The following is a 20,427-nucleotide window of genomic DNA, read 5'->3' on the forward strand; positions in this document are numbered from 1 at the left end:
CCGCCGCCCTTCGCACGGGACGATCTGCCTCAGGACGCCGCGGTGCGCAGCCCCTGGACGTCGATCTGCTCCGTCTCGTCATGGGCGGTCAGGTCGATGACCTGGCCGACGGCGCGCGCCTGCGGGTCCGCGGGCTTGAAGCCGGACTCCGACTCCGCCTTGTGCATCGCGAGCGCCTCCTGGCCGACGACGTCCGCGAGGTCCTCGTTCTGCACCGCGTCCAGGGTCGCCCGCGACTTCTGCGTACCGAAGAAGTCGAAACCGCCCTCGACGGTCGCGCGGCGCCGCGGAGTCGGCGGCACCACGGCCACGGCGGTGGGCACCGTGAAGTGCCCGGTGCTGTGCGCCGGCTTCCTGGCGGACGGCTGGGGCTGCTGTGCGGTCGGGGCGGCGGCCTGCTCGGGCCCCGCGCCCGCCGAGGACGCCCCCTCGGTCCCGCCCTGCACGACGGAGCCGCCCTCCTTGGCCGCGGCCTTGGGCGCCACGGGTCCGGCGGGGTTGCGCTTCCGGCCGCCGCCGTTGCCGGGGCCGCCCTTCCTGGGGGAGGTCTCCGTGGTGGCCGGCGTCCCGGCGGTCCCGGGCGCGCTGCCGGCGTCGCCCTCGTCCGCGGCGGTGCTCGCCTCGGCCGCCTCACCGTCCTCGGTGGAGACCGCCTCACCGTCCTCGGCGGCGGTCGCCTCCACGGCGTCCTCGTGCGCCTCCACGGCGTCCTTCTCCGCCTCCACGGCGGGCTCGGGCGACGAGGACGCGGCCTCGTCCTCCTGCGCCACGTCGCCGCCCTTCGTCAGCCGCTCCAGCGCCGAGCCGGCCCGCATGAAGAGCGAGGACCCGTCGGGCGAGAACACCCCCGCGGCCGACGGCTCCGCATCGGGGTCCTCCACCGTGCCGTCCTCGACCGGGGCGGCGACGTCCTCGTGGTCCCTGGCCTCCGCACCGGCGGGCTCGCTCCGGTCGGTGTCGTCGGCCGCCTCCTGCGCACCGGACGTCTCCGAGTCGCCCGCCGGCAGCTCCGGTGCGGGCGCCGTCGACTCGATCGCCAGCAGACGGCGTCCTTCCAGGGCGGTCGCACGCTCCGTCTCCGCCGTGGCGTACCGGCGCAGCAGGGCGGCGTGCTCGTTGCGCAGATTGGCCAGTTCCGTGCGCTTGGCCCGGAGGCGCTGCTCCAGTTTGGTGCGCAGTTCGCGCGACTCCTCCAGGTCGGTCTCCAGTTCGGCGACCCGTTCCTCGTGGTGCCACTCGTCGCTCGCCCGCGCGCGCGTGAGGTCGGCGACATGTTTACCCGCGGCCACATCCCAGCGGCGCATGACGACGGCGCCCACGACCATCGTCGCCGCAGCGCCCGCGGCCAGCCCACGGAGCACCAACGGCTCCGTGAACAACCAGGGGCCCGCGGCGCACACGACCGCGACGCCGGCGATCACCGAGGGGGGCAGCAGCCTGTGCAAGGGCGGGGAATGGCGGTGACGTCCACGTGGCATGGCCAGAAACTTACCGCGCGTAGGCGAATGATGGTGCCCCGCCCGGTAAAAACACAGCCACACCGATACCTTCACCCCGCCCGCCGGCCCCGGAAAAAGGGATGACCCACCCTCCCGCGTCCGGGCGCCCCGAATCCGGCACCCGGTTCGGGCCCCGACACCCCGGATCGACCGAGGCCCGCAGGGCCCTTCCCCCGCTCCCGTCCGGTGCGCCGGGGCCTCCCGCCCGATCCGCCGCCACGGCCGTACAAGATCATTCATTGGCACACCGCTTTCCCGGTCCTCGAGCCCGGATCCTCTCCCCCGGAAAGGGACTTGACGGCTCGCCCCGGCGAATTCCACGGCCGCCCGGCGACAACGCACAAGGAGGAGCTCGCACGGCGCAGCCGGACTCCTTCGCATGGCCCCGAATTCCGGTCGGCGCCCCCGCGTATTCACCCGCTCAGCGATCGCCCAGCCGTCCGCTCAGCCACTGCAACGCAGGCGGGATCTCCCGCCGCCAGGTATTGAAGTTGTGGCCACCGCTGTCGAGCAGGATCGACGAGATCCGGGTCGGCTTCCTGGTCCGCACCTGCCGTATGAACGCGAGCGTGGACCGGTAGCCCTTCTCGCCGGCCCTGCTGCTGGTGACGAGCAGCGAAGTGTCGGGCGCGGCCAGGCGTTTGAGGCACCATCCCAGGTCGGCGCGGTTGCGCAGGTCCTTGTTCCCGCGGAAGAGGTCGCCCGTGGTCGGGTCGATCGGCGCCCTGTAGTACGGCGACAGGCCCGCGCCGGCGGCGTAGACGTCCGGATGGTGCATCGCCAGCTTCAACGCGCAGTAGCCGCCCGTGGAATCGCCGATGACGCCCCAACTGCGCGGCCTCCCACCTGTCCGGTAGTGGGCCGTCACCGCGTCGGGGAGGTCCTTCGCGAAGAACGACTCGGTCTGCGGGCCGCCCGGGACGTCCACGCACTCCGTGTCGCGCGGCGGCGCCACGGTCGGTCGCAGCATCACCAGGATCATCGGCTGCATCCTGCCGTCCCCGGCCAGTTCGTGCGCCGTCTGCGGGTACTGCAGCCCCTTGATGAGCGCCTCGGCCGTTCCCGGGTAGCCGGTGAGCACGACGGACGCGGGGAACGTCCGTGTGCGGTACCGCGCCTGGAAGTACTCCGGCGGCAGATACACGAACGCGGGAGAGGCGATCCGGGTCGTCCGGCCGACGATCTCCACCTTCTGGATCTGGCCGCCGATCTCCGGACGGGAGCCGCCGGGAACGGTCACCTGCTCTGTGCCGACCACCTGGAGCGGACCGCCGCCCGCTCCCGCCGCCCCGTGGTCGACGACCACACCCTGCCCCCTCTCCCGGCCGAACAGATCGGTCCAGGTGGCGTAGAACCCGAAGGCCTGGTTGGCGGCCAGGCCGATCGAGGCGAAGACCATGAGCTGGGTGGCGAACAGCAGACCGATCCGTCCCCCGACGGCACGCCAACTGCGCCGCGACAGCCGGGGCCAGTGCCAGACCGTGCCGACGAACAGCGCCAGTGCGAGCACGACGACCACTACCAGCATTTTGTTGCTCGTGAGACCCATGGGCCCTTTCCCGCCTGTGCCTTGTGGTCCCTTGGCCGCCCCCCGTGATTGGCGAGGGCTTGCCCGGGACTTTCCTTCGGCTTTGAACCGGCTTTGTGATGGGGAGTGAACCTCTCTCCCCGAGACACCGTCCTAGAGGGCGCAATGTCGCCGGATGCCCGAATCGGCATCGGACTCCAGTTCTCTCGCACACATACGGGATGCGATGTCTGTCAGGATAGATGGGGAAAAGTCGGGCGAGGTTCCGGAGCGATCGCGCGGAGCACGGCGCATACTCCGTGGCCCTCGCCCGGAAGCCGTCCCCGCGCTGATCGCCCGGGCCTGCATGCTCGTGGGGTTCCTGGACATCGCCGCGGGTGTGTTCCCGCGTTTCCGGCACAGCCGTATGCACCGCATGGCCGAGGTGCTGCCCGGCTCGCTCGGCCCGTTCGCGGCGGCCCTTTCGCTGAGCGCCGGCGTCCTGCTGCTGCTCCTCGCGCACGGGCTGCGCCGGCGCAAGCGCCGGGCCTGGCGCGCCGCCGTGATGCTGCTTCCGGCGGGCGCCGTGGCGGAGTACGTCTACCGCCATTCGGTCATCGGCGTCGTCATCTCGGTGGCGCTGCTGCTCCCGCTGCTGCGTCACCGAAGTGAGTTCGCCGCCCTGCCCGACCCCCGCAGCCGCTGGCGCGCGCTCGCCAACTTCGTGCTCATGGGCGCCGGTTCGCTGTCCCTCGGCCTGATCATCGTCAGCGTCCACCCGCACCGCCTGGTGGGCGATCCGAGCGTGTCCGACCGCATCGAACACGTCCTGTACGGCATGGTCGGCTTCGAGGGTCCGGTCGACTACACCGGCAACACCTCCTGGACGGTGGGCTTCTCGCTCGGTGCCCTCGGCCTGCTGACCGCGGTCACGACGATCTATCTGGCCCTTCGGCCCGAACATCCGGCCGCCCGGCTGACCGACGACGACGAAGTACGGCTGCGCGCCCTGCTGGACAAGCACGGCGACCGCGACTCGCTCGGCCACTTCGCACTCCGCCGCGACAAGGCCGTCGTCTTCTCGCCGAGCGGCAAGGCGGCGGTGACCTACCGCGTCGTGTCGGGCGTGATGCTGGCCAGTGGCGACCCGATCGGCGATGTCGAGGCCTGGCCGGGCGCCATCGAGCGGTTCATGGACGAGGCCAGGGCCCACTCCTGGACCCCGGCCGTCATGGGCTGCTCGGAGACGGGCGGCGAGGTGTGGACCCGGGAGACCGGCCTGGACGCCCTCGAACTGGGTGACGAGGCGGTGGTGGACGTCGCGGATTTCTCCCTCTCCGGGCGCGCGATGCGCAACGTGCGCCAGATGGTCAAGCGCATCGAGCGCGCGGGGTACGAGACCCGGGTACGGCGCATCCGTGATCTCGGCGAGGGCGAACTGGAGCGCATACGGCGGGCCGCCGAGAACTGGCGCGGCACGGACACCGAACGCGGCTTCTCCATGGCCCTCGGCCGCATCGGCGATCCCGCCGACGGCGACTGCCTGATCGCCACGGCGCACCGGATCGACGGGACGTCGCGAAGTGCCTCGGGCCGCGCCGCGGACGGACGGGCGGACGACGAGACCGGACCGTACGGCGATCTCAAGGCGGTCCTCCACTTCGTCCCGTGGGGCACGGACGGGATCTCACTGGACCTGATGCGCCGCGACCGCTCTGCGGACCCGGGCATGAACGAACTTCTGATCGTGGCCGCGCTCCAGGCCGCCCCGAAGTTCGGCATCAGGCATGTCTCCCTGAACTTCGCGATGTTCCGCTCGGCGCTGGCCCGCGGCGAGAAGATCGGTGCGGGCCCGGTGCTGCGCGTATGGCGGGGACTGCTGGTCTTCCTCTCCCGGTGGTTCCAGATCGAGTCCCTGTACAAGTTCAACGCGAAGTTCCAGCCCCGCTGGGAGCCGCGCTTCGTGGTGTACGCGTCCTCCCGCGACCTGCCGCGCATCGGCCTCGCGGCGATGCAGGCGGAGGGCTTCGTGAATCTCGCCCTCCCCCGCTTCCTTCGCCGTACGGCTCGGTCCGCCCGCCCGTGTGCCCACGGGCTCGCGGACCGCGGCATGGGCGCGGCGAGCGGCGTCTGACCGCACCGGCGCGCACCGTCTCGGGATGCGCGCACCGCGGACGGGCGTGGCCGCGCGACCGGCGCCGTCGCTGCCGTCCTCCCCGTCCCGTGCAAGGACGGCCGTGACGGCACCGACCCGGTGCCGGCAGGGCCGTATGCACACATCCCGCCGAGGGCCCCGCACCGCGTCGGGGGCGCCCGGCGGCTCGTACCGGTGGACCCGCCCCGCTTCCGGGCGCCGTCCGCCGGCCCTCGGCGGACGCCCCGCCGTTCCCGCCCCGCCCGCGCGGCCCTCGGCCGGACCACTCGCTCCCCGACCGCCCCGTGAACCGAACGCGACCGCGCCGGGGGCCTACGCTGAACGTATGAGCACGAAGACCGGGCGGGGCCAGGTGGCAGGCCTTCCGACATGGGACCGCTGTGCGGTCATGGGGGTCGTGAACGTCACCCCCGACTCCTTCTCCGACGGCGGTCGATGGTTCGACACCACCGCCGCCGTCAAGCACGGCCTCGACCTGGTCACCGAGGGCGCCGATCTCGTCGACGTCGGCGGCGAGTCCACCCGCCCCGGCGCCACCCGCGTGGACGAGGCCGAGGAGCTCAGGCGCGTCATCCCCGTCGTGCGCGGCCTCGCCTCCGAAGGCGTCACGGTCTCCGTCGACACCGTGCGCGCCTCCGTCGCCGAAAAGGCCCTCGCCGCCGGGGCGGCCCTCGTCAACGACGTCAGCGGCGGCCTCGCGGACCCGGCCATGATCCCGGTCGTCGCGGCGGCGGGCGCCCCCTTCGTCGTCATGCACTGGCGCGGCTTCCTGGAGGGCGGCAACGTCACGGGCGTCTACGAGGACGTGGTCGGCGAGGTCGTCGACGAACTGCGTGCGCGTGTGGAGGCCGTGCTGGAAGGAGGCGTCGCCCCCGACCGGATCGTGGTCGACCCCGGCCTCGGCTTCTCCAAGGAGGGCGAGCACGATCTGGCCCTGCTCGCCCGTCTGGACCGTCTGCACCGCCTCGGGCACCCGCTGCTCGTGGCCGCCTCGCGCAAGCGTTTCCTCGGCCGCGTACTGGCCGGCCCGGGGGGCGCGCCGCCGCCCGCGCGCGAACGCGACGCCGCCACCGCCGCCGTCTCCGCTCTCGCCGCGCACGCAGGAGCATGGGCCGTGCGCGTCCATGAGGTACGCGCGACGGCGGACGCCGTACGCGTCGCACGCGCCATCGAAGGAGCCCGGTGAGCACTGCCCACACGGATGTGGAACAGGTCGAACAGGCCAACACCACCTTCTACGAGACGATGGAGCGGGGGGACTTCGAAGAGTTGTCGTCGCTCTGGCTCGCGCCCTCCGACCTCGGTGTCGACGAGCAGTACCACGACCCCGCCGACGTCGGTGTCATCTCCTGTGTGCACCCCGGCTGGCCCGTCCTGACCGGCCGCGGAGAGGTCCTCAGGTCCTATGCGCTGATCATGGCGAACACCGAGTACATCCAGTTCTTCCTCACGGACGTCCATGTCTCCGTGACCGGTGACACCGCGCTGGTGACCTGTACCGAGAACATCCTCAGCGGTGGCCCCGCCCCGGAGGACAGCGACGAGCTGGGCCCGCTCGTCGGACAGCTCGTGGTGGCCACGAACCTGTTCCGCCGCACTCCCGACGGCTGGAAGCTCTGGTCGCACCACGCCTCCCCCGTACTGACCGAAAGCGACGACGAGGAGGAGGACGACTCCCCCACTTAAGGCGCCTTCTTCGCATAGGCGGACGATCCTCTCCGCAACAGGGGGGTGGGCGGGCCCGCCGGAGTGGGTAGGCGGCTGATAGTGGTTGGAATCACCTCCTCCGAGGTATGGGCGGCTACCGACTCGTGAGCCACCCTGTTCCCCAGGGGAAACACCGGATGAACCCTCCTGGCCATTGCGCGGGCGCACGCCCCCGCGACCGTGGGACGTCAGTGTCCGCAGGTAGATTCGTTCCGGACCGGTGCGCCGACCGCACTGGGTGAATGCCTGCCGCTGTCGACGATTGCAGGAGTGATTCGCGTGGATCGTGTCGCGCTGCGCGGCCTGAAGGCCCGTGGGCACCACGGCGTGTTCCCCAAGGAACGCGAGGAGGGCCAGACCTTCATCGTGGACCTCGTCCTGGGCCTGGACACACGGCCCGCCGCGGCCGACGACGACCTGACGAAGACCGTGCACTACGGCGTCGTGGCGGAGGAGGTCGTCGCCCTGGTGGAAGGGGAGCCCGTCGACCTGATCGAGACGCTCGCCGAGCGCATCGCCTTCTCCTGTCTCAAGCACGCACCGGTCCGGGAGGTCGAGGTCTGCGTCCACAAACCGGACGCACCGATCACGGTCCCCTTCGACGATGTGACCGTCACCATCACGCGGAGCCGAGTATGAGCGCCTTCTTCACCGGGGGTCAGAGCGACCCGACCGTCCAGCCGGTGCCCGCCTCCGTGGTGGAGCGCGTGGACGCCGCCGACACCACCCTGCAGAACCCCAAGCGGGCGGTGATCGCCCTGGGAGCGAACCTGGGCAACCGCCTGGAGACGCTCCAGGGCGCGATCGACGCCCTCGAGGACACCCCGGGCGTCCGCGTCAAGGGGGTCTCGCCCGTGTACGAGACGGAGCCCTGGGGCGTGGACCCGGGCAGCCAGCCGACGTACTTCAACGCGGTGGTCGTCGTGAAGACCACGCTGCCGCCGTCCTCGCTCCTCGAGCGCGCCCACGCCGTGGAGGAGGCCTTCCACCGGGTGCGGGAGGAGCGCTGGGGTGCGCGCACCCTCGACGTCGACATCGTCTCCTACGCGGAGGTCGTCTCCGAGGACCCGGTGCTGACGCTGCCGCACCCGCGCGCCCACGAGCGGGCGTTCGTGCTCGCCCCGTGGCACGACCTGGACCCCGCGGCCCTGCTTCCCGGCCGTGGCCCGGTGGCGGAGCTGCTCACTGCCGTCACCCAAGAAGGCGTCACCGCCCGTGCCGACCTGGAACTCAGGCTGCCCGAGTAGTCGTTAAGGTCTACCGGGCCGGGGATCCCTCCCCGTGCCACCACCGTCCCGAGGGGCGGGCGTTCGGGCCGACGAAGGGGCATCGTGAAAGAGCTGCGCATCAGGACGCTGGCAGCGGTGTTCGTGGTGGCCGGAGTGCTCTCCTGGGCGGGTGCCCGCCTGTGGAGTTCGGTGGGCACGCTGCCCAAGGTCCCCTTGGCCGCGCCCATCGTCCTCGCCCTGATCGCCGTGGTCCTGATGGCCACGGCGCTCTCGCTCCGCGCCCGTCTCAAGGCCCAGCGGGAGCGCCGCCCCGGCGCCAAGGGCGTCGATCCGCTGATGGCGGCCCGGGCCGTCGTCTTCGGACAGGCCAGCGCCCTGGTCGCCGCTCTGGTCGCCGGCATGTACGGCGGCACGGGCGTCTTCCTCCTGGAATCCCTGGACATCCCCACCCGCCGGGACCAGGCCATCTACGCCGGGTTCTCGGTACTGGCCGGTATCGCCGTCATAGCGGCGGCCTTCTTCCTGGAGCGCGTCTGCAAGCTCCCGGACGACGACGAGCACAACGACGGCACGGCGCCGGTCTCCTAGCCGGTGCCGGGCAGGGGACTCAGCGCGCCATGATGAGGCTCATCGCCTCGTTGCGCGTGGCGGCGTCCCGCAACTGACCGCGCACGGCGGAGGTCAGAGTCTTCGCGCCCGGCTTGCGGATGCCCCTCATCGACATGCACATGTGCTCGCACTCGACCACGACGATCACACCGCGCGGCTCGAGTATCTCCATCAGCGAGTCGGCGATCTGCGTCGTGAGCCGCTCCTGCACCTGGGGCCGGCGCGCGAAGACGTCCACGAGCCGGGCGAGCTTCGAAAGCCCCGTGATCTTCCCGCTCGTGGCGGGGATGTAGCCGACGTGGGCGACGCCCCTGAACGGCACCAGGTGGTGCTCACAGGTCGAGAACACCTCGATGTCCTTCACGAGCACCATCTCGTCGTGACCGAGGTCGAACGTCGTCGTCAGGACGTCCTCGGGCCTCTGCCACAGCCCCGCGAATATCTCCCGGTACGCCCGCGCCACCCGCCCCGGGGTCTCGCGGAGCCCTTCCCGGTCCGGGTCCTCCCCGACGGCGATGAGCAGTTCCCGTACGGCGTTCTCCGCACGCTTCTCGTCGAACTCGCCGATCGTGCCTTCGCCGTCCAGCGTCACCGGGTCGGTCATCTGGTGCCTCGTTCCTGCGCCTGTGACGCGCACGGATCACGCGTCTCATGTGCGGCCCCATGGAAATGCCGCGCCCCCCAGGCTAGAACCCTGGGGGGCGCGGTCGAAATTCCGGGCCTCGGCGAGGCCCACGGGAGGGCGGTGCCTCAGCTCTCCCGGCGGTCCTCCGGAGCCTTCTCCGTGGAGACGGACTCCGTCGCGTTGGCGATCGCCGGGGTCGCGCCGTTCGCCCCGTTCGTCAGTGCGAGCTCCTTCGGGGAGAGCACCGGCGGGCGGGTGGACGGAGTGCGACGCGAGGAACCGGTCCACGCGGGCCGCGGCGGGCGCTTGACGATGGGGGCGAAGATCTCGGCGATCTCCTCCTTGCCCAGCGTCTCCTTCTCCAGAAGGGCCAGAACGAGGTTGTCGAGCACGTCGCGGTTCTCGACCAGGATCTCCCAGGCCTCGTTGTGCGCGTTCTCGATGAGCTTCTTGACTTCCTCGTCCACCAGCGCGGCGACCTCTTCCGAGTAGTCGCGCTGGTGAGCCATCTCACGTCCGAGGAACGGCTCGGTGTTGTCCCCGCCGAACTTGATCGCGCCGAGACGCTCGGTCATGCCGTACTGCGTGACCATCGCCCGGGCCGTGGTCGTGGCCTTCTCGATGTCGTTCGCGGCACCCGTCGTCGGGTCGTGGAAGACGAGCTCCTCGGCCGCGCGGCCGCCCAGCATGTAGGCCAGCTGGTCCAGCATCTCGTTGCGGGTCGTGGAGTACTTGTCCTCGTCCGGGAGCACCATCGTGTAGCCGAGGGCACGGCCGCGGGACAGGATCGTGATCTTGTGGACCGGGTCGGAGTTGGGCGAGGCCGCGGCGACCAGGGCGTGACCGCCCTCGTGGTACGCCGTGATCTTCTTCTCCTTGTCCGACATGATCCGGGTCCGCTTCTGCGGGCCCGCGACCACACGGTCGATCGCCTCGTCCAGCATCTGGTTGTCGACGAGCTTGCGGTCGCTGCGGGCCGTGAGCAGCGCCGCCTCGTTCAGCACGTTCGACAGGTCCGCTCCGGTGAAGCCCGGCGTGCGGCGGGCGACGGCCGACAGGTCGACGTCCGGAGCGACCGGCTTGCCCTTCTGGTGGACCTTGAGGATCTCCAGACGGCCCTGCATGTCCGGGCGGTCGACCGCGATCTGGCGGTCGAAGCGGCCGGGGCGCAGAAGGGCCGGGTCGAGGATGTCGGGGCGGTTCGTGGCGGCGATGAGGATCACGCCGCCCTTCACGTCGAAGCCGTCCATCTCGACGAGCAGCTGGTTCAGGGTCTGCTCACGCTCGTCGTGACCGCCGCCGAGGCCGGCGCCGCGATGACGGCCGACCGCGTCGATCTCGTCGACGAAGACGATCGCCGGGGCGTTCGCCTTGGCCTGCTCGAACAGGTCACGGACTCGGGAGGCACCGACACCGACGAACATCTCGACGAAGTCGGAACCCGAGATCGAGTAGAAGGGGACGCCCGCCTCGCCGGCCACGGCACGCGCGAGCAGCGTCTTGCCCGTACCGGGAGGACCGTAGAGCAGCACACCCTTGGGGATCTTGGCGCCGACGGCCTGGAACTTGGCCGGTTCCTGCAGGAACTCCTTGATCTCCTGGAGTTCCTCGACGGCCTCGTCCGCACCCGCGACGTCCGAGAAGGTCGTCTTCGGGGTGTCCTTGGTGATGAGTTTCGCCTTGGACTTCCCGAAGTTCATGACCCGGGAGCCGCCGCCCTGCATCTGGTTCATCAGGAACAGGAAGACGACCACGATGAGCACGAAGGGCAGCAGGGAGAGCAGGATCCCGACGAACGGGTTCTGCTTGGACGGCGCGACCGTGTAGCCGTCCGGGATCTGCTTGTTCTGGAACTTGTCCTGCAGGGTGTTGGCCAGGGTCACGCCCTGGTCGCCGATGTAGCTCGCCTGGATCTTCGAGCTGCCATCGACCTTCACGCCGTCCTTGAGCGAGACCTTGATGGTCTGCTCGTCGCCTGTGGTCAGCTTGGCCGACTGGACCCTGTTGTCATTGATCGCCGCCACGACCTGGCCGGTGTCCACCGTCTTGTAGCCGCCGGAAGAGCCGACGACCTGCATCAACACGACCACGGCAAGGACGGCCAGCACGATCCACATGACCGGCCCACGGAAGTATCGCTTCACGTCCATCCATACGGAGCGGAGCCGCCCCGTCCCTCCTGCCATAGTGAGTTTGATAAAGACAGTTCTTCTGACGGTACCCCAGGATTGTCACCCGAAGCCGCAGGGGACCGCGGGCATACCGTCCACGCATGCTCCAACGCCGCGGGACCCCCTGGGGTTCCCGAGCCTCTCGAAAGTGCCGGGACCTGGGGGTTCCGTCGTCGTGGAGCACGGCCGAACCCGAGGGGTCAGCCGCCGTACACGTGGGGGGCGAGCGTACCGACGAACGGGAGGTTGCGGTACTTCTCGGCGTAGTCGAGGCCGTAGCCCACGACGAATTCGTTCGGGATGTCGAAGCCGACCCACTGGACGTCGATGGCGACCTTGGCGGCCTCGGGCTTGCGCAGCAGCGTGCACACCTTGAGGGAGGCGGGCTCGCGCGAGCCGAGGTTGGAGATCAGCCAGGACAGCGTCAGGCCGGAGTCGATGATGTCCTCGACGATCAGGACGTGCCTGCCCTTGATGTCGGTGTCGAGGTCCTTCAGGATCCGGACGACTCCGGAGGACTGGGTGCCCGCGCCGTAGGAGGACACGGCCATCCAGTCCATGGTGAGGGGGGTGGACAGTGCCCGGGCCAGATCGGCCATGACCATCACCGCGCCCTTGAGGACGCCGACGATCAGCAGGTCCTTGCCCGCGTACTCCGCGTCGATCTTCGCGGCCAGCTCGATCAGCTTCGCGTCGATCTCTTCCTTGGTGATGAGCACCTTCTCGAGGTCGGCACCCATGTCGTTCGCGTCCACCCGCATCACTTTCGGTCGTCCCGCACTTGTCGCCCGCTCGCCTCCGGGATGCCGGCGCCGCCCTCGGCGGTCGGCCGTACCCGGTCGTCCGCGCCGCGGCGGCAGCGTGTCCGCTGCGCCCCGCGCGGCCTGAGCGCGCTCTCCCTTCGGCAGCGACGCGCCCTTCGGCTCGCTCGCCCGGCTGACCGGTCCCTCCCGGAGGTGTGACCTGGCGCCTCCCGCAGGCGGCGCCGTTTCAGCCTTGCCGAATCACCAGTCTGCCACCCTGGCGCTGGGCGACCACTTTGCCCGGGAGATTGATGGCTCCCTGGCCCCGCCAGCCGGTGATCAGGCGGTCGACTTCCTCGATGTGACGGGCGAAGAGCGAGCCGGCCGGCGCGCCCGCCTCGATGGCGGCACGGCGCAGCACCCGGCGGCGGACGGCCGGGGGCAGCGCGTAGAGCTTGGCGCATTCCAGGAGGCCCGAGGCGTCGCGCACGGAGGTCTCCACCTGGCTGGCCCAGGCGTCGAGGGCGTCGGCGTCGTCGCGGGAGAGCTGCGCCGTACGGGCGAGGGCCTCGACGACGCCCTTGCCGAGCGCCTTCTCGAGGGCGGGCAGGCCCTCGTGGCGCAGCCGCGAGCGCGTGTAGGCCGGGTCGGTGTTGTGCGGGTCGTCCCAGACGGGCAGCGACTGCTCCATGCAGGCCTTGCGCGCGGTGTGCCGGTCGAGGTGCAGGAAGGGGCGGCGGTAACGGCCGCCGGCCCCCGAGACCGCGGCCATTCCCGACAGGGAGCGGATCCCGGAACCGCGGGCGAGACCGAGCAGGACGGTTTCGGCCTGGTCGTCGCGGGTGTGTCCGAGAAGGATCGCGGCGGCGCCGTGGCGTTCGGCCGCGGCGTCGAGGGCGGCGTAGCGCGCGTCCCGGGCGGCTGCTTCGGGGCCGCCGTCGCGGCCCACGCTCACGGCGATGGACTCGATCGGGGCCAGTCCGAGCTCGCGCATGCGCAGGGCGACTTCCTCCGCGCGCAGGTCGGAGCCGGGCTGCAGACCGTGGTCGACCGTGATGCCGCCGGCGCGGATGCCGAGTTTGGGCGCCTCGAAGGCCAGGGCGGAGGCGAGCGCCATGGAATCGGCGCCACCCGAGCACGCCACGAGCACGAGCGGCGCGAACGGACGCTCGTGGACCCGAGCCCTGGTGTGCTCGGTGGACGCCTCGGTGAGGATGTCGTGGAGGACGCGGCGCACCGCCAGGCGTATCGCCGCGACCGCAGGATGGGGACCCATGTCCGGTTCCCTTCTGAAGTTTTCGGGGGGTGTACCCGAAGCCGGTCACTCAGAGTGTGTAAATGGTGACAGAAACGGGCCGTTCCCCGAGCATCGCACGCCTACCCATGCCCCACGGTCCCTCGGACGGGTGATTGGCGAGGCGTTCACCTGCCGAAGGCCTGATTCATTTCCCTACGCTCGCGCGAGGCTCACGAGTCCGCCTTTCGGTGCACCCGCGCGACCCAGTCCGCCGGTTTGGCGATCTCCGCCTTGGTCGGGAGGGTGTTCGGGGAAGTCCACACCCGGTTGAAACCGTCCATGCCGACCTGCTCGACGACCGCCCGCACGAACCGCTCGCCGTCGCGGTACTGCCTGAGTTTGGCGTCCAGGCCCAGCAGTTTGCGCAGGGCGAGGTCGAGCCGGGAGGCGCCCTTGGCACGGCGCTGCTGGAACTTCTCGCGGATCTCCGCGACGGACGGGACCACATCGGGGCCGACGCCGTCCATCACGAAGTCGGCGTGGCCCTCCAGGAGGGACATCACCGCGGTCAGCCGGCCGAGGATCTCCCGCTGGGCGGGCGTCTGGACGAGCTCCACGAACGAGCGCCCGTCGTCGTCCTCCTCGCCCTCGGGGCGGCCGCCTGCGAGCGACTGCGCCGCCTCCCTGATGCGCTCCAGGACCGTCATGGGGTCGATCTCGGTCTCCGCGAGGAAGGACTGGATCTCGCCCTCCAGGTGGTCGCGCAGCCAGGGCACCGCGGTGAACTGCGTGCGGTGCGTCTCCTCGTGCAGGCAGACCCAGAGCCGGAAGTCGTGCGGGCGCACGTCCAGCTCGCGCTCGACGTGCACGATGTTCGGCGCGACCAGCAGGAGGCGACCGCCGCCGTTCTCACCCGCGGGCAGTTCGCGGGTGGCGGGCGCGAAGGTCTCGTACTGCCCGAGGACCCGGGAGGACAGGAACGACAGGAGCATGCCCAGCTCCACGCCGGTGACCTTGCCGCCGACGGCGCCGAGCACGGCCCCGCCGGGCGTGCTGCCGCGCCGCTCCTGCATCTTGTCCAGCAGGGGCCTGAGGATCTCCCGGAACCCGGCGACGTTCGCCCGGACCCAGCCGGGGCGGTCGACGACGAGCACGGGGGTGTCGTGCACACCCTCCTCGCCCATCCGGGTAAAGCCCCGGACATGCTCCTCCGAGGACTTGGCGTGCCGGCGCAGCTCCGCGACGACGGCCCGTGCCTCGTCGCGGCTCACTTCGGGGCCCGGCCGTACGAGCCGCGTCGCGGTCGCCACCGCGAGATTCCAGTCGACCATCTGGGCACCACCGATGCTCGTCATGCGTCAACGGTACGTGCTCGTGCGCGAGCGCGGAGAGGGTGCGACACCGTCGGGGCCCGGAATCCGGGCCCCTGGGGCCGATGGTGCGGCTGTCAACTGCAGCCGCAGCCCGCCAGTGCCGCCGCCGTACGGTCCAGTGCCGCTCTGGCCGAGGTCTGGTCCATCGAGCCGTCCGTCAGGAACGCGAACGCCAGCAGGCGCCCGTCGGCGTCGACCACCGTCCCGGCGAGCGTGTTGACGCCGGTCAGGGTGCCCGTCTTGGCTCGTACGACGCCGATGCCGGAGCGCTCGGCCGCCTCCTCGTAGCGATCGCTGAGGGTTCCCGTGAACCCGGCCACCGGCAGCCCCGTCAGGACCGGTCGGAGTTCGGGGTGCGCCGGTGAGCCCGCGCTCGCCAGCAGGGACGTCAGCAGGCCGGCGGTGAGCTTGTCCTCGCGGTCGAGACCGCTGCCGTCGTGGAACTGCGCACCGCCGAGCGGGAGTCCGAGCTTGCGGAGCCGGTCGGCGACGGCGGCCGCGCCCCCGGCGAAGCTCGGCTGTCCGCCGGTGGCGACGGCGGTCTGCCGGGCGAGGGCCTCGGCGATGTCGTTGTCGCTGTTGGTCAGCATCCGCTCGACCACGGCGGACAGCGGCGGGGACTGGACCGAGGCGAGGGTCTGGGCGCGGGCCGAGGCCTTCGCGCCGGAGGCGCCGGGGGCCGAGGTGCGGATTCCCCGCTCGTGCAGCAGGTCCCCGAACGTCCGGGCCGCGTCGGCCGCCGGGGCGGCGCTGCGCGGGGCCGGCCCGCTGGTGGAGCCGTCCGTGCGGCCCTCGTCGGCCATCAGGGCGGTGACGGGCGCGAGATTGGGGTTGACGCCGATCGGGTGCAGCGCTTCACCGGCGAACAGCGAGGTGTCGTACGAGAGGCTCACCGACGCCAGTTGGCGCTTCTTCAGCGCCGCGGCGGTCCGGTCGGCGAGGGTGCGCAGACCGGCCCAGCCGTCGGTCTTCCTGCGGGCGGTCAGGGTCGGGTCGCCGCCGCCCACCAGCACCACCTTGTCGGTGCCGGGCTCGAGCACGGTGCGTGTGGTGAGGCGGTGGTCGGTGCCGGCCGCGGAGAGCACGGCGACGGCCGTGGCGATCTTCGTGGTGGAGGCGGGGGTGAGCGCCTGATCGGCACCCTTGTCGTAGAGCTGTCTGCCGGTGGCCACGTCGACGACGGCCGCGGTGCGCCTCGGGCCGAGGGAACCGTCGCCGAGCAGCCTGTCCAGGACGACGTTCAGGGGCTGCCCGAGCGGCGCGGACTTGGTGGTGGCGGCGCCGACTCCGGCCAGAACGGGCGCGGCGCTGGGAGCGGCGACGGGGGCGTCGGCCGCCCGCCCGGTACGGCGTCCGTGATCTGTGCCACCCTCGCGGTCCCACGCTGCGGCCCGGTCGCGCTCGGCCGTACGCTGACCCGAGGAGTCCCAGGGACCGGCAGCGGTCGCGGTCCAGACCGCGAGCGCCAGGCCCAGGGTGACGGCGATCGCCGTCACCTGCGGGGTGGTGAGGCCTCCGGAACGCGGTGTCACCACCCGGGTGATCCGTGTCACGCGCGGTCTCGCGGCCCCGGTGATCCGCCGCGCACGGGGTTTCACGGTCCTGGCCACGCGCGCGATACGCGGTTTCACGGCACGCGCTACCCGCGCCACACGCGGTCGCGCGGCCCGCCAGGCCCTCAGCTCCGGCACGACCACCAGCCCCTTTCGCGATCACACACCTGCGTGAGGGACACTTAACCACCAGAACTATGTGTTGATCATGGAGGAGCCACCGGTGGAGTTCGACGTCACGATCGAGATCCCGAAGGGTTCGCGGAACAAGTACGAGGTGGACCACGAGACCGGTCGGATCCGCCTGGACCGTCGACTCTTCACCTCGACCAGCTACCCGGCCGACTACGGCTTCGTCGAGAACACCCTCGGCGAGGACGGGGACCCGCTGGACGCCCTGGTCATCCTGGAGGAGCCGACCTTCCCCGGCTGTCTCATCAAGTGCCGCGCCATCGGCATGTTCCGTATGACGGACGAGGCCGGCGGCGACGACAAGCTGCTGTGCGTGCCGGCTTCCGACCCGCGCGTGGAGCACCTGAGGGACATCCACCACGTGTCCGAGTTCGACCGCCTGGAGATCCAGCACTTCTTCGAGGTCTACAAGGACCTGGAGCCCGGCAAGTCCGTCGAGGGCGCCAACTGGGTGGGCCGCGCGGACGCGGAGGCCGAGATCGAACGCTCGTACAAGCGCTTGAAGGAGCAGGGCGGTCACTGACCCCTGCTGCCGTCCTGCGGGCCGCGTGACCCCGATGGGGGTGGCGCGGCCCGTTCGCGTTCGTGCGCATACTGAGGCGTAGGGCGGTAAGCAGGGAAAGCACGACTACGAAAGGCGGGACGGGAACTGGTGGCGGAGCCGGACGCGGAGGACCGCAAGCCGCGGTCGGACCAGGCGAGGAGCACGTTCGCACCCGTCGGGCGCGGCGGTGAGGACGATCCGTCCACGACATCCGGGTTCTCCCTTCCCGAGGGCCTGCGCACGCCGCCCCCGACCGTCGCCGACTCGTCCACGACCTCCGAGTTCGCCGTCCCCGTGGGCCTCGATGTGCCGCACGCGACCGGTGCGGAGCCGGAGACGACATCGGAGTTCGCCCTGCCGAAGGGCATGGAGACCCCGCAGCAGCTCGCCGAACCGGAGGGGTCGGCCTTCAGCCGGCCGAGCACGTACACCTCGGGGCAGGCCCCGCCCGCGTTCACACCGCCCTCCGGGATCCCCGCGGTCCGGCTGACCAAGGAGGCGCCCTGGCAGGACCGGATGCGCACGATGCTGCGCATGCCGGTGACCGAGCGGCCCGCCCCGGAGCCGGTGCACAAGGACGACGAGTCGGGGCCCGCCGTGCCGCGTGTGCTCGACCTGACGCTCCGTATCGGCGAACTGCTGCTGGCGGGCGGCGAGGGGGCCGAGGACGTGGAGGCGGCCATGTTCGCGGTCTGCCGGTCATACGGCCTGGACCGCTGCGAGCCCACCGCCACCTTCACACTGCTGTCGATCACGTATCAGCCGTCCCTGGTCGACGACCCGGTGACGGCCTCCCGGACCGTCCGCCGCCGCGGCACCGACTACACGCGTCTCGCGGCCGTGTTCCGGCTCGTGGACGACCTCAGCGACCCCGAGACGGCGGTCTCCCTGGAGGAGGCCTACCGGCGGCTCGCCGAGATCCGCCGCAATCGGCACCCCTACCCCGGCTGGGCGCTGACCGGGGCGAGCGGGCTGCTCGCCGGTGCGGCCTCCGTGCTGGTCGGCGGTGATGCGATCGTGTTCATCGCGGCCGCGCTGGGCGCGATGCTCGGCGACCGGCTGGCCTGGTTGTGCGCGGGGCGCGGGCTGCCGGAGTTCTACCAGTTCACGGTGGCCGCGATGCCCCCGGCCGCGATCGGTGTCGCGCTCACGGTCGCCCAGGTGGACGTGAAGGCGTCCGCGGTGATCACCGGTGGTCTGTTCGCGCTGCTGCCCGGGCGGGCGCTCGTGGCGGGCGTCCAGGACGGACTGACCGGCTTCTACATCACCGCGGCGGCACGCCTGCTGGAGGTCATGTACTTCTTCGTGGGCATCGTCATCGGCGTCCTGGTGATCCTGTACTTCGGCGTCAAGCTGGGCGCCCAGCTGAATCCGGACGCGGCCCTCAACCTCTCCGAGCGGCCGGTCGTGCAGATCGGCGCGTCCATGCTGCTGTCCCTGACCTTCGCCGTGCTGCTCCAGCAGGAGCGGTCCACCGTGCTCTGGGTGACCCTCAACGGGGGTGTGGCCTGGACCGTGTACGGGGCCATGCACTACCCGGGCGGGCTCTCGCCGGTCGCCTCCACCGCCGTGGCCGCGGGTCTGGTGGGTCTGTTCGGGCAGTTGCTCTCGCGCTACCGGTTCGCGTCCGCGCTGCCGTACACGACCGCGGCGATCGGACCCCTGCTGCCCGGTTCCGCGACGTACTTCGGGCTGCTGTCGATCGCCCAGAACAACCTGGACAAGGGGCTGGTCTCGCTGGCCAAGGCCGCCTCGCTCGCCATGGCCATCGCGATCGGCGTGAACCTGGGGTCGGAGATCTCACGGCTGTTCCTGCGCGTGGGCTCCGCCAGGGGACGGCGGGCGGCCAAGCGGACGCGCGGATTCTGAACCCGGGGAGCCGTGCCGGACGGTCCCCCGGGAGCACGCGCGCGGGTCAGTTCTGCGGGTAGCCCTGGCCGTAGGGGTACTGCTGGGGCTGCTGCCCGTACGTCGAGTCGGTGTCGTACGGCTGCTGCTGCGGCCCACGGCCCTGGTGCGGGGACGGCTGGGCGTACGGACGGCCCTGGCCCTGGTTCTGGTCGTAACCCTGGTGCACGTCATGGCCCGGAGCCGGGTCGTAGCCCTGGTGTCCGTCGTAGCCGCGGTCCGGGTGGCCCTGATAAGCGTCATGGCCCTGGCCCGGGTGGCCCTGATACGCGTCATGGCCTTGGTTCGGGTGGCCCTGGTACGCGTCGTGGCCCTGGCCCGGGTGACCCTGATACGCGTCGTGGCCCTGATACGGGTCGTGGCCCTGGTTCGGGTCGTACGGCTGCTGGTTCCGCTGGTGGGCCCGGCTCCGGTCGGCGTAGGGCGGGTACTGGCCGCGGTCCTGGTAGGCCGGTGCGACCGGGCGCAGCCGGGTGGTCGCGTCGTCCATGACCGGCGGCTGCTGCACGCCCTGCGCCGGCTGCTGCCAGGCCGGCGTCTCCGGCTGGTCCGGGTTCGGGTTCTTCCTGGCCTTGGAGCGGGCGCGCAGGAACTCGATGGCGATCGGGACCACCGAGACGAGGACGATCAGGATCAGGATCGCCTCGATGTTGCTCTTGACGAAGTCGATCTTGCCCAGCCAGGAGCCCAGCAGGGTGACGCCCGCACCCCACAGGACGCCGCCGATGACGTTGAAGGTCAGGAACGAGCGGTACTTCATGCCGCTGACGCCGGCGATGATCGGCGTGAACGTACGCACGACCGGTACGAAGCGCGCCAGGACCAGGGACTTGGGGCCGTACTTCTCGAAGAACTCGTTGGCCTTGGTGACGTTCTCCTGCTTGAAGAGGCGGGAGTCCGGCCGGTTGAAGAGCGAGGGTCCGACCTTCTTGCCGAACATATAGCCCGCCTGGTCGCCCAGGATCGCGGCGACGCAGATCAGGACGATGGCCGCCCACAGCGGGAAGTCCAGCTGGTTCGAGGTGATCAGCAGTCCGCACGTGAACAGCAGCGAGTCACCCGGCAGGAAGAACCCGATGAGCAGGCCCGACTCGGCGAAGACCACGAGGAGCAGTCCCCATATGCCGAAGTTGTCCAGCAGGGTGTTCGGATCCAGCCAGCTCGGTCCGAGGGCAAGCGTCGTCACGGTTCCGGGCTCCTGATGTGAGAGGAAGTGCGGCGCCCTGGGGGGCCTGCACGACGGTGGCCGCACAAAGCTATCAACGCACGGTTTCCGCACCAGGTTCCACCGGTGGCCCCGGCACGCACGGTGCACGGCCGGGGCACACGGGTGGTGGCCAAGGTCACCCGGGGCACGGCGCCGGTTCCGCGACGG

General features: G+C 71.1%; 17 protein-coding genes. 8 read left to right on the forward strand and 9 right to left on the reverse strand.

Annotation, left to right across the window (positions count from 1 at the left end):
- Nucleotides 1–29: 29 nt before the first annotated feature.
- Nucleotides 30–1,478, reverse strand: a complete 1,449-nt coding sequence (locus RCR19_RS16835) for a hypothetical protein (protein ID WP_331265892.1) — start codon at nucleotides 1,476–1,478, stop codon at nucleotides 30–32.
- A 442-nt stretch (nucleotides 1,479–1,920) separates the two neighbouring features.
- Complete coding sequence (locus tag RCR19_RS16840) at nucleotides 1,921–3,048, reverse strand: alpha/beta hydrolase-fold protein (RefSeq protein ID WP_331265893.1); 1,128 nt, start codon at nucleotides 3,046–3,048, stop codon at nucleotides 1,921–1,923.
- A 205-nt stretch (nucleotides 3,049–3,253) separates the two neighbouring features.
- Between RCR19_RS16840 and RCR19_RS16845 the strand changes: the two genes are divergently transcribed.
- The 6 genes from RCR19_RS16845 to RCR19_RS16870 all read left to right on the forward strand — a co-directional run bounded on the left by RCR19_RS16845 (nucleotide 3,254) and on the right by RCR19_RS16870 (nucleotide 8,685).
- Nucleotides 3,254–5,140, forward strand: coding sequence for a phosphatidylglycerol lysyltransferase domain-containing protein (locus tag RCR19_RS16845; protein ID WP_331265894.1), 1,887 nt, complete (start codon nucleotides 3,254–3,256; stop codon nucleotides 5,138–5,140).
- A 346-nt stretch (nucleotides 5,141–5,486) separates the two neighbouring features.
- Nucleotides 5,487–6,347, forward strand: coding sequence for a dihydropteroate synthase (folP, locus tag RCR19_RS16850; RefSeq protein ID WP_331265895.1), 861 nt, complete (start codon nucleotides 5,487–5,489; stop codon nucleotides 6,345–6,347).
- Nucleotides 6,344–6,847 carry a nuclear transport factor 2 family protein gene (locus RCR19_RS16855; RefSeq protein ID WP_331265896.1) on the forward strand — a complete coding sequence of 168 codons (504 nt, stop codon included), beginning with the start codon at nucleotides 6,344–6,346 and terminating at the stop codon, nucleotides 6,845–6,847. The genes folP and RCR19_RS16855 overlap by 4 nt, the downstream gene beginning before the upstream one ends.
- Nucleotides 6,848–7,147: 300 nt before the next feature.
- On the forward strand, nucleotides 7,148–7,507 hold the full coding sequence (folB, locus tag RCR19_RS16860; protein ID WP_331265897.1) for a dihydroneopterin aldolase: 360 nt from the start codon (nucleotides 7,148–7,150) through the stop codon (nucleotides 7,505–7,507).
- Entirely contained in the window at nucleotides 7,504–8,115 is a 612-nt protein-coding gene (gene folK / locus RCR19_RS16865; protein WP_331265898.1) for a 2-amino-4-hydroxy-6-hydroxymethyldihydropteridine diphosphokinase, read from the forward strand. Before folB ends, folK begins: the two co-directional genes overlap by 4 nt.
- 84 nt (nucleotides 8,116–8,199) lie before the next feature.
- On the forward strand, nucleotides 8,200–8,685 hold the full coding sequence (locus RCR19_RS16870; RefSeq protein WP_331265899.1) for a DUF3180 domain-containing protein: 486 nt from the start codon (nucleotides 8,200–8,202) through the stop codon (nucleotides 8,683–8,685).
- 19 nt (nucleotides 8,686–8,704) lie between these two features.
- Here RCR19_RS16870 and folE read toward each other — a convergent pair whose 3' ends face one another.
- The 6 genes from folE to dacB all read right to left on the reverse strand — a co-directional run bounded on the left by folE (nucleotide 8,705) and on the right by dacB (nucleotide 16,552).
- On the reverse strand, nucleotides 8,705–9,310 hold the full coding sequence (gene folE / locus RCR19_RS16875; RefSeq protein WP_331265900.1) for a GTP cyclohydrolase I FolE: 606 nt from the start codon (nucleotides 9,308–9,310) through the stop codon (nucleotides 8,705–8,707).
- Between the two features lie 146 nt (nucleotides 9,311–9,456).
- Complete coding sequence (ftsH, locus tag RCR19_RS16880) at nucleotides 9,457–11,481, reverse strand: ATP-dependent zinc metalloprotease FtsH (RefSeq protein WP_331265901.1); 2,025 nt, start codon at nucleotides 11,479–11,481, stop codon at nucleotides 9,457–9,459.
- A gap of 221 nt (nucleotides 11,482–11,702) precedes the next feature.
- Nucleotides 11,703–12,263 carry a hypoxanthine phosphoribosyltransferase gene (gene hpt, locus RCR19_RS16885; RefSeq protein ID WP_331265902.1) on the reverse strand — a complete coding sequence of 187 codons (561 nt, stop codon included), beginning with the start codon at nucleotides 12,261–12,263 and terminating at the stop codon, nucleotides 11,703–11,705.
- 229 nt (nucleotides 12,264–12,492) lie between these two features.
- Nucleotides 12,493–13,521: a tRNA lysidine(34) synthetase TilS gene (gene tilS / locus RCR19_RS16890; RefSeq protein WP_059133645.1), complete on the reverse strand. Its 1,029-nt coding sequence runs from the start codon at nucleotides 13,519–13,521 to the stop codon at nucleotides 12,493–12,495.
- A 191-nt stretch (nucleotides 13,522–13,712) separates the two neighbouring features.
- Nucleotides 13,713–14,837, reverse strand: coding sequence for a zinc-dependent metalloprotease (locus tag RCR19_RS16895; RefSeq protein ID WP_115975984.1), 1,125 nt, complete (start codon nucleotides 14,835–14,837; stop codon nucleotides 13,713–13,715).
- A gap of 92 nt (nucleotides 14,838–14,929) precedes the next feature.
- Entirely contained in the window at nucleotides 14,930–16,552 is a 1,623-nt protein-coding gene (gene dacB / locus RCR19_RS16900) for a D-alanyl-D-alanine carboxypeptidase/D-alanyl-D-alanine-endopeptidase (RefSeq protein ID WP_331265903.1), read from the reverse strand.
- Nucleotides 16,553–16,631: 79 nt separating this feature from the next.
- Between dacB and RCR19_RS16905 the strand changes: the two genes are divergently transcribed.
- The gene (locus tag RCR19_RS16905) at nucleotides 16,632–17,123 is read left to right on the forward strand and encodes an inorganic diphosphatase (RefSeq protein WP_059133642.1); all 492 of its coding nucleotides are present in this window, start codon (nucleotides 16,632–16,634) and stop codon (nucleotides 17,121–17,123) included.
- 129 nt (nucleotides 17,124–17,252) lie between these two features.
- On the forward strand, nucleotides 17,253–19,013 hold the full coding sequence (locus RCR19_RS16910; RefSeq protein ID WP_331265904.1) for a threonine/serine exporter family protein: 1,761 nt from the start codon (nucleotides 17,253–17,255) through the stop codon (nucleotides 19,011–19,013).
- 46 nt (nucleotides 19,014–19,059) lie between these two features.
- Here the strand turns inward: RCR19_RS16910 and RCR19_RS16915 are convergent, their stop codons facing one another.
- Entirely contained in the window at nucleotides 19,060–20,238 is a 1,179-nt protein-coding gene (locus tag RCR19_RS16915; protein WP_331265905.1) for a VTT domain-containing protein, read from the reverse strand.
- Nucleotides 20,239–20,427 lie beyond the last annotated feature (189 nt).

The organism is Streptomyces sp. WAC07094 (assembly GCF_036320405.1).
GTDB classification, from domain to species: Bacteria; Actinomycetota; Actinomycetes; order Streptomycetales; family Streptomycetaceae; genus Streptomyces; species Streptomyces lannensis.